Below are 9,269 nucleotides of genomic sequence, written 5' to 3' on the forward strand. Positions count from 1 at the left end.
GTGCCAATGCTCGAGTGCGCGTGGCAACCTCGAACGGATCGTGGCGTCCATATCGCAATGGCGCTGTTGCAGAAATCAGTTCGACGGCGTGCTTCGATCTTTGATTGTCTTGATCACGCGACAGCAACGGTGTCTGGCATACCAAGGCGGTTGAAGGTGTTGAGGATGGCGCAGCGGATCTGCACCTCGGCGACCTGACGGGCGGGGTCGCGGGCCGCGAGGCGCTCGCCCAGGCGCTTGAGGCGTGACATCGCAGTCTCGGCCAGGCTGCGTCGGTGATAGCCGCTCCAGCGCTTCCACAGCCTTCGCCCGAGGTGCCGGATGGCACGCAGGCTCTCATTGCGTTCCTCCGCGCCTACGGTTTGCCCTTTCCAGGGTTTGCCGTTGCGCCGTGGCGGCACGACCAGAGCAGCTTGGCGTGAGGCGGAGGCCTCATACACGCCGCGGGTGTCGTAGGCACCGTCGCCGCTGATCACCCCGATCCGCTCAGCCTCAGGCAGCTGAGCCAGCAGGCCCGGCACGATCTCGCCGTCGCCGTGCCGATGGTCGGTCATCTCGACGGCCCTGATCTCGTGGCTGTCCGCATCGATCACGAGGTGCACCTTGCGCCAGACCCTCCGCTTGTCGGCGCCGTGCTTCCGGACCTTCCACTCGCCCTCGCCGAGTACCTTCAGACCCGTACTGTCGACGACCAGGTGCAGCGGACCACCTCGGGAGCGGTAGGGGATCGCCACCGTCAGGTCCTTCTGGCGGCGGGAGAGGGTGCTGTAGTGCGGTACCCGCCAGTCCAGGCCAGCCAGGCGGATCAGGCTGCCCGCCATGCCCTGCGCTGCCCGCAGTGGCAGCTGGTACAGAACCTTCAGCGTCAGCACCGTCTGGATCGCCGCATCCGTGAAGACCGGCGGACGGCCTCGCCGTCCCGTGCCCTCCGACGCATGCCACGCCAAGTCGGGGGACATCCACACCGTCAGGTCACCGCGCGCAATCAGGCCCCGGTCGTACTCCCGCCAGTTCCGCGTCCGGTACCGCGTCTTCGGCCGCCCGGCCAATGTCGATGCCTTGCTCATGCCCAGCCATCACCAAGATTTCTGCAACAACGCCGTGTCGAACGACGCCTGTCATGAAGCCGCTCCACGCAAGGGATTGATGAACTCAATCCCGGCGAAGTCCTTTTCATTATCGGTGACCACGACGTAGCCGTTGGCCTCGGCCGTTGATGCGATGATCATGTCGAGGCCGCTGCGGGGACGGCCCGCGGCTTTTCCGTCAGCCATCAGCCGCGCCCAGATTAACCCGGTGCGGTCGTCGAACGGCAGAATGCGCCCGGCGAATAAAGCCTGCGGACCCTCGGGACCGGCGAACCAGACTTCAAGCGCTTCGCGTTTCCTACCCGCAGGCTTTTCTAGAATACCGCGTCGTATTTCTGCGACGGTCAGCGATGCTATGAACAACGCATCGTCACGCTGTCCCGTCATCCAACTTAACAAAGAGGCGGATGGCTGCGGTTTTACCACATTGCTGATGATATTGGTGTCGAGCAGATATCGCGTCACAGATCCACCCTACGACCTTCCTCGCGAGCGCGATCGAGGTCAAGGTTGGCACCGACCAACGGTGATCGGCGCAAGGCCTGGAGGATGCCGCCTTGATGCGGCGGATCGCCGGATACGATCTGCTGCACCATCGTCCGCGCCTGCATCGCCTCGGGCCCGTCATCGGCAAGCCTGCGTGCAAGCGCGCGAATCAGTTCGCGGTCCACGTTGAGCGCCTGAACCTCAAAGCGAGCAATGCCACGCTCGGCCTGACGCAACCGATAATTGCGGAGGGCACGCTTCTGTGCCGCATCGGTCATGACTAGCCTCCTTGAATATGGCTGGATATATATCCTGCTACAGTCTTCTGACAACGGTCTTGCTGTGCATCAGGGCATGCTGCTTTCCCGAAATTGACCCGTGGGACGTGGCGATGGGAACGCTCCGCAATCACGAGGGGCTATTGGAAAAGGCCGCCAATCGTCACCAGGGCGAGTCCCACAACGGATATCTTTCTAAAAGCTGGCACACCATTGGGAGAGCAGTGAAAGTCGGCCTTGGAGCGGGGCCGGCGGCACTCATGTTGGCTGGGGCTGGCAGCCCTCGGTCATCACCCGCCACGGCCGCCCTAAGGCGGTGGTGGTGAGCTTCGAGGAGTGGCAGCGCCTCCCTCAAATACCTTCCTCCGGTCGCTTACCCGAGCAGGTGGCAGCGTGACCTTCACCGATCGCCCCAAAATCAAGTCGGTTTTGGTGGCTCCACGCCGACCGGCGACGCTGGCCACCCTAGCCGCCAACTGTGGCCGCTCAGTCAGCGAGGTAACCTACACACTGCTGCCGCTTCGAAGCGCTATCCCCGGCTGCCCACCGTGCTGCTTGGCTGGCTCGCGACCGACTTGTCCGCCCGTAACGTCGGGCTCGGCCGCGTGCTGCTGGTGGATGCGATCACCCGATGCGTCCGCAGCGAGATCGCATCATTTGCGTTCTTGCTCAATGCCAATGACGAGCCGGCCGCAGCGTTCTACGAACGAGAAAGCTTCATCCGCCTGCCGGGTACGCCGGTCCGGTTCGTGCGACGCATGGTGGATCTCGCAGCCCTAGTTGCATCTATACGGCCACCTTGGGAGGGGCAGACACAGATGCCTCCGCCCTTTCTGGTCCTCAAGGTAGCCTAAAGAACGCAGATCCGGTCTCGGCCATGGTTGAGACAAGAAGGGCACGGTCCAGGAAGAGGTTGCGGGCTTCGCAGCTGGTTTCGGCAATCAGCAGACAACCGTGGCACGCAGCCCCATGCGTTGCTCGATCATCCTTGTGTGCAGCAGGCTCGTGATCGGCACAAACCGGATCGCTACTACAAATTTCCAATCGCCTAAGGGCAGCCTCCAGCACGCGCGAGAAACGCTGCGTGACCTCCACCAAGCCTCCCAACGTTCCCTGAGTGCCAGCAGTGGCGGTGTAGATCAGCAGGCCGCAACGCAGCGGCCCGCCTTGAGTGGCTGGCTTCAATGCGTAGATGCGCTCCTTCAACGCGCTCGCAGGATAACCGCAGTCGAGCGCGATCTCGGTCATCAGCGCGTGTGATAAGCTGTGCAGCAGCGCGTATGGCGCCCCACGCGGCTTCAAACTGGGCCTGTTCGACCTCCAGGCCTCGAAGCCAGCTACGAGATGCCGGACGTGTCGTTCGGTATCAGGGTCGGACAGCCACTTCTCGATTGCAGTCGGATCCAACTGAAGGAACAGCCCCTCTCCATACTGCTGGATCGCCGGTAGCCAATCTGGGCTATTGCCGAGCGCAGCTCCACTGACAGCCAGACCGACATCTTCCAGCCCCTCGTCCGACATGGGTGGAGCGCTCTCGAAGCGGGTGAAGCCGTAGAGGCAAACGACTTCACGCAGCCGGTGCACAGCGACAAGGGCTTGGATGCCTGCCAACAGGGGAGCACTGATCGGATCCCACTGTGCCCGGGGCAAGGTTGCGGCGTGCAGCAGAGCGCCGGCGCTGTCCTCGCCGATCAGGGCCCCACCACTCGCGAGCACCTCATACTCGGCCACCCTCGGGTCTGGAGCCGTCGCTGCGACCCCTCCAGCCTTGAGTTGTTGCACGCGTGCGAACACGGCGTCGTCCGGATAGCCGTCCAGGGCCGCCTTGAGCGCCTGGTTGAACTTGCGTGCCATGCCAATCTCGGCAGCACTACCGGCCTCTCGCAGGTCCGTTAGGTGCTCGGCCACGATGCGACCGAGTGTGTCCTCGGCTTCCGGCAGTGAGATGACCGTTGCTGCCTGGGGGAAGTACGCGTTGGTGGCGCTGCGGGTGAGCAGACGCAGTTTCACCTGTCCTCCTGTCTCCGGGTCCTTGCAGCCAGCCGGATCCCTGTCACCGATCCAGGGACGTTCTCCGTGGCAGAAGCCCAGGCGACCCGCCTGGAACAGTTGCTCTAGTAGGAGGGACCTGCCGCAGCCGCACACGACGCGGGTGTCGCGCGGATCACCGCTTGTGCCAGTTTCCTCCAGCCAAAGCGGTTCACCGCACTTCGCGCCTTCGTGCACCGCCCAACGCCAGGGCACGTCCTGCAGGTGCCCGTGCTCGCAGCCGCAGACGAAGCGCAGCGGTGTGACGTCGTGCGCCTTGCCGTCGTTGTCGTGGTAGCGCTTGCGGTTCGGCGGCGCGAGGCCCTTCCATTCCACCATCCGGCGCCGGCGCTGGACACCACGCGCCGGTCCGTCCGACTTGGTTGCCACCGCAGATCCGGACGGAGCCGGCTCCACGCTGTCGCAGGTGAACCAAGTCGGGAAGACCGTCACCGGCACGCCGGGCACGAAGCCTTCCGCTACCCCACCCGGGTCCACGGGGGGCGTACGCAACGAGAGTGGCTTGTCCTGCGCGATGCGGGGATCTCCACGCAGCCGCTCCTCCAGCAGCCGGACGAGCCGCTGCTCCTCGACGAGCCGGAAGGCGCCCTTGCTGCCCATCTCCCAGCTGTCGAGCCCACTCACCATGACGGACCGGTCGGGGAGATCCACCATTGCGCCAGGCCCGAAAGTGCCGACGATCTGGCTCAGCCGTAGGACGTCCTTGCTCAACTGCTTGCTCCTACCGGCTCGCCATGCGGGCCTCGCACCTTCAGCAGCACGGTGGCCTCCACGTCGCGCATGGACCGTCCCGCAGTGAAGTCACGATGGACCGTCGGCATGAGCGTCGGCAGGGCCGGATCGAGAGGGTCGTGCAGCAGCCGTTGCGCGCCTCTACCGTAGCTGAAGGGATCGCCCCCGCTCGTCTGCTGCTCGGCCACCAGCATCCACCCTTCGAACAGGCGGTCCACCGCCGCCCCGACCGTGGCTCGGTCCTTGGCCGGGGCGCGGCGGGTCAGGGTGTCGCGCACCTGCTGGCGAACACCTGGGTGATCACCCAGGGCGCGCACCGCTGCTTCGCGCGTCAGCGCCGGGTCAAGGTGCCTTGCGATCGCCACCACGACGGCAGCCAGGGCACGATCAAGGGCGCGGGACGCCCACGGTGTCACGCTGGTCGGCTCCACGGCACGGTAGAAGCAGGCATGGAAGTGCCGGAACTGCTCGTAATGCATTCGGTCACGGGGCTTGTGCACGTTGAGCACGGCCAGCACGAGGCCGGGTTTGTCCTTGTCGCGCCCGACCCGGCTGGTGGCTTGGATATACTCGGACGCGGTCTTCGGTTGGCCCTGCACCAGCATGAGGCCAAGCCGGGTGATGTCGAGGCCGACGGAAATCATGTTGGTGGCGAGGGCCACGTCCACGCCTTTGACCCCGTCGCAAGGCTGTTCGAGCTGCGCCTTGGCCTTGGCGACTTGGTCGGTGGAGACACGGGAGGTCAGCTCCAGCGGCTCTCCAAGGGTGCGGTCGGCAAACGGCTGGTCCATAGGCTCCACGCGACGGCGCTTGACACCGTAGTCGGTCAGCCGCGCCTTGACCTCGTCCTCGACGATGCGCCGCGCCCCACCCAGCTCACGCAAGGCATTGAAGTAGCACACGGCCGTCATGTATGGGTCCGCGGTCGCACCCGCCCCCTGCTGTTCGTGCATGCCGGCTGCAAGCAGCGTCACCAGCGCACGCAGAAACACCAGCTTAGGTCCCTTCCCCTGCGCGGCGAGGCCGACATACAGCCGCGCCGGGCCTTCGATAGCAGGCACGGTCTCGGCGAAGAAGCTGTGGTGCCGGTCCGGCCCTGGCGGCGGAAATACCTCGGTTCTTTCGCGGTCGAACAGCGCCTGGATCTGCTGTCCGGCCCGCCGGACTGTGGCGGTACTGGCCACGATCTTGGGCCGGATTACCTTGCCATCCTGCTCGCGAGACGAGAGCCGATCGAGCGCCGTCTCGTAGAGCCCGGCCACCGTACCGAGCGGGCCGCTGATGAGGTGCAGTTCGTCCTGGATCACTAGGTCCGGCGGGTCGAGCCGCCAGCCATTGTGCAGCTTCTTGCCCTCCTTCGGCTCGGCCGGTCCGTAGAACCCCCATTGGTCTTCACGATCCACGTGCCCGAAGAAGGTGCCGGCCCGCTCCACCCAAGGTAGGCCGGCGAACTTGTCCACAGTAGCGATGATGAAGGCCGGTAGGCGCCGATAGATCGCGTCGTCGACCACCACGATCGGCAGCGGCCGATCGCCGGTGAAGGCACAATCCTCACTGACGCAGCGCAGCTCCATGTTCTGCGGCACGTTGGCGTTGGGGGCGAGGCTGAAGCTCTGGGGTGAGAACGATGTCCCGCACCACGGGCAGGCTTGCAGCGGCGCAGGCGCCTCCTTGCGGTCCTTCTGGTAGCGCTTGATGCGGGTGACGGCGGTATCGGGGCCGGTGTTACCCTTGCCGCCGAGCGAATTGGGCGAGGCGGCTGAACCCACATAAAGGCCGATCTCTATCGGCCAAGTGCCGAGCATTGGCCGGCCACCATCCTGCCAAGCCGGCTCGCCGCGCATCAGCTCGAGAGCGCAGACCACGCCGGCAGCGCGGCCGAGCTGGTCGAGGGTGAGCAGCCGCAGCGTATAGCGCATCAGCACGGCGACGCCGGCGCCGAGCTTGCCCGAGGAGGACAGGCGACGAAACGCGATGCTCCAAGCGGCCAGACCCAGGTAGGCCTCGGTCTTGCCGCCGCCAGTCGGGAAGAATAACAGGTCCACGACCTCCCGGTCATCGTGCCGCTTGTCGAAGAGACCGGACAGGTTGAGCAGGATGAAGGCGATCTGGAATGGCCGCCACCTTGGTTCGGACTGCTCCTCGGGTGTTCGTCCGTTGGTCTGGGCACCGCGCTGGCGGGCGGCTCGCGCGAGGGACTCGTTCATGGCCGCGAAGGCGAGCCGGGCCTGCTTCTGGGTGGCCAGCAGCGCGATGCCGGCCTCGATCCGCCCTTGGGCTCGGTTCATGGCCTCCACCAAGGTGCGGGCCGTCTCCTGGCGGCGTGGGCCCGGGATGCCGGAGATCGAGGCAGCCTGCCCGGCGATCCAATTGGCATACTGACGTGGCAGGTTCGCCAACGCCTCACTCAGCGCGTCCGCGCCGGATTGGGCGAGGGCCGCCAGTTTCTCCATGCTCCAGGTCACACCACCGATTGCCTCGTTGGGTGCCACGCGCTCGACCTCGGCGGTCGGCAGTGGATCGGTCCAGGCGCGCCGCACGCGGCCGTCCACGTCCCGGGTCCAATCTGCGCTGCTGGAGCGGCCCACGGCGTACTCGGCGACGTCACGGTAGTGCAGGTCGGCGACCCGGCGGTCCGTGTCCTCGCTCCAATGCCCTGACAGGTCGCAACGCGGCACGAAACCCTCGGGGCAGCGCAGCTCCAGCTGAGCCTGGAAGGCGTAGGACACATCGAGGTAGCGGCGGCCAGGACGGCGCCGACGGTTGACCAGCACCACGGTCAGCGCGCGCACGGTTTCGATAGTGCCGTCGGGCTGACGGACGTCGTAGCTGCGGGCGTGGGTGTGCAGGATGAGGCCGCCGCCCGGGAGCTGCGGGGCGGCACTGTCGGGCACTGTCACAGACGCGGAGGCCCGGCCATCAGGCGGCACGGCGAGACGGACTGGCACCTCGCGCGGCAACCGATGCCACTGAACCTCCGGAGGCCGCTGTGCGGTTTCCTCGGTCAGCACCTGCGGTGACAGGGGCGGCTCGGTCCGGTAGTCCCCCCAGGTGATCACGGCCTCGATCTCCCGCACGTCCGGGCGCAGCAGCACGGTCAAGCCGAGCGAGGTCGGTTGCATGCGGCGGCTGCCCGCGCCGGGGTCGGGCTCGCTGTTGTCCTCGGCTTGGCCGCCGAGCACTGGGTCAGGCTGCGGCTCGCCCTCCGCCTCCATGGCATCGTCCAGCAGCGCTTGCTCGGCGGCGATGTCGCCGTGCGACGCCGCCTCGCTTTCCTCCGGGGCGATGAAGCCGGTCAGGTACCAGCGGCTGGGTCGTTCGATGAGCTTCTCGCGTGAGAGGTCGGCGTCATCTCCGCTGGCGTTTGGGCCGATCAGGTCACGGCGAAGCGTGGTGAGCAGGTGGGCGCGCACCTCGGCAGCGGTCTTGGGGGGAAGTAGCGTGTCCATTAGACTTCATCCAGCTCCTCGGCATTGGGCGCGGGCGCGAGACCACGGGCGCGTTCGTTGGCGGCGCGCTCGGCATTGAGGGCGAGCAGGCGGGCGAGCACCTCGTCGCGGAAAGGGGCGGGCCAGAACAGGCGCTCCTGGTAGCGGTGCTCGGGTTCCGTATCTGCCGTCAAGAACTCGGGGGCCGCCGTTTCGACAAGGTCGTCCCAGCCGTAGGCGCGCAGCACGACTCTGTCCATGGCGTGATGGAGTTCGCGCAGGCGGAGGATGTCGGGCGCCTGCTCGTCGGGGTCGTGGAAGCGGTTGTAGGTACTGGTTAGTCCTTTGTTGTGAGCAATCATCATAGCAGCGCGATGATCTAGATAATCCTGAGCTGCAATAGCTGTTGCATTGTCGTTGGCGTCCGTGAATGGGAAAGGCTGATACATGTCCGACGGTGCATAAACTAGACTGTCTCCAGGGGTGGTTGCACCCATTGCTCTTGCCCATACTTCATGCGTTCGAGCTTGGCATACACCAAACCACCCGGCCGTATCCTCAGCAAGGATAAGTAGTTTTTGATCATAAACGGATCCGGCCGGCAGAACAGAAACAGCGAGATGTGGAGAGGTTTGCGTAATTGCGAGCACCTTCTCCAACTCTGCTGTTAGAGCAGTACGCAAGCCAGACGCCTTTTCAGCAAACTGCCACCAACGCTTCTTTCTCGCTTCGCGCTTGTCCTTATCTCGCTCCGGTTTCACCAGCCGCTCTACGATTTCCAGCAGGTCGGGCCAGTCCGCCGCGACCGGCTCCGCGTAGTCGCCCGGCACCAGCCCGGTGCGCCGGCACGCCGCCCGCTCCCGGTCCGTCATCGCCGCCCAGGGCTTCAGCCCCGCCTCTCGTCGCAGCGGAAAGTCGTCGAAGTCGATGCACCAGCGCCGGTGGGCGTGGTGAGGGTCGGTGTTCACTTCTTCCCCGCCCAGGTAGGGGAAGATACGCTCGGCGTTGCGCGGGTCCTTGGCAATTAGCCGGTGCATTTCCGCAACCGGGCTGGCTGGTTTGCCGCGGCGCACCGCCTCGTCGTCGAAGGTGAAGCCCAGTCCGAGCAGGTACATGCCAACGAACACCTTGCCCTCGTTGGCCACTAGCTGCGCCGGGCTGTCGTCCAGGTCACCTTCCACCAAGTAGGCGCTAATCCGTCGCACCTG

General features: G+C 65.5%; 8 protein-coding genes. 2 read left to right on the forward strand and 6 right to left on the reverse strand.

Going from position 1 to position 9,269, the window contains the following annotated elements; all coding sequences use genetic code 11:
• Positions 1-113 precede the first annotated feature (113 nt).
• The 3 genes from EAH89_RS13720 to EAH89_RS13730 are packed head-to-tail and all read right to left on the reverse strand — an operon-like array spanning position 114 to position 1,852.
• Complete coding sequence (locus EAH89_RS13720; RefSeq protein WP_140883976.1) at positions 114-1,067, reverse strand: IS5 family transposase; 954 nt, start codon at positions 1,065-1,067, stop codon at positions 114-116.
• Positions 1,068-1,118: 51 nt separating this feature from the next.
• Positions 1,119-1,553: a type II toxin-antitoxin system VapC family toxin gene (locus tag EAH89_RS13725; protein ID WP_140883978.1), complete on the reverse strand. Its 435-nt coding sequence runs from the start codon at positions 1,551-1,553 to the stop codon at positions 1,119-1,121.
• Positions 1,550-1,852, reverse strand: a complete 303-nt coding sequence (locus tag EAH89_RS13730; protein ID WP_140883980.1) for a hypothetical protein — start codon at positions 1,850-1,852, stop codon at positions 1,550-1,552. The genes EAH89_RS13725 and EAH89_RS13730 overlap by 4 nt, the downstream gene beginning before the upstream one ends.
• A gap of 202 nt (positions 1,853-2,054) precedes the next feature.
• Between EAH89_RS13730 and EAH89_RS33085 the strand changes: the two genes are divergently transcribed.
• Together EAH89_RS33085 and EAH89_RS13740 are read left to right on the forward strand one after the other, a co-directional pair.
• The gene (locus EAH89_RS33085; RefSeq protein WP_140884019.1) at positions 2,055-2,249 is read left to right on the forward strand and encodes a type II toxin-antitoxin system Phd/YefM family antitoxin; all 195 of its coding nucleotides are present in this window, start codon (positions 2,055-2,057) and stop codon (positions 2,247-2,249) included.
• Between the two features lie 151 nt (positions 2,250-2,400).
• Positions 2,401-2,706, forward strand: coding sequence for an N-acetyltransferase (locus tag EAH89_RS13740; RefSeq protein WP_140883982.1), 306 nt, complete (start codon positions 2,401-2,403; stop codon positions 2,704-2,706).
• Here the strand turns inward: EAH89_RS13740 and drmB are convergent.
• From drmB to EAH89_RS13755, 3 genes are all read right to left on the reverse strand, one after another.
• Positions 2,693-4,612: a DUF1998 domain-containing protein gene (gene drmB / locus EAH89_RS13745; RefSeq protein ID WP_140883984.1), complete on the reverse strand. Its 1,920-nt coding sequence runs from the start codon at positions 4,610-4,612 to the stop codon at positions 2,693-2,695. The genes EAH89_RS13740 and drmB overlap by 14 nt on opposite strands.
• The gene (drmA, locus tag EAH89_RS13750) at positions 4,609-8,082 is read right to left on the reverse strand and encodes a DISARM system helicase DrmA (protein WP_140883986.1); all 3,474 of its coding nucleotides are present in this window, start codon (positions 8,080-8,082) and stop codon (positions 4,609-4,611) included. Before drmA ends, drmB begins: the two co-directional genes overlap by 4 nt.
• Positions 8,082-9,269: hypothetical protein (locus tag EAH89_RS13755; RefSeq protein ID WP_456306502.1), on the reverse strand; the 1,188-nt coding region annotated here is incomplete at its 5' end. The genes drmA and EAH89_RS13755, both read right to left, overlap by 1 nt.

The sequence above is a fragment of the Muricoccus nepalensis genome, from assembly GCF_006438825.1.
Lineage (GTDB): Bacteria > Pseudomonadota > Alphaproteobacteria > Acetobacterales > Acetobacteraceae > Roseomonas > Roseomonas nepalensis.

Bases quoted from the DNA above. Each gene is read 5' to 3' on its own strand.
- EAH89_RS13720 (WP_140883976.1), bottom strand. From the start codon at position 1,067: ATGAGCAAGGCATCGACATTGGCCGGGCGGCCGAAGACGCGGTACCGG.
- EAH89_RS13730 (WP_140883980.1), bottom strand. From the start codon at position 1,852: ATGACCGATGCGGCACAGAAGCGTGCCCTCCGCAATTATCGGTTGCGT.
- drmA (WP_140883986.1), bottom strand. From the start codon at position 8,082: ATGGACACGCTACTTCCCCCCAAGACCGCTGCCGAGGTGCGCGCCCAC.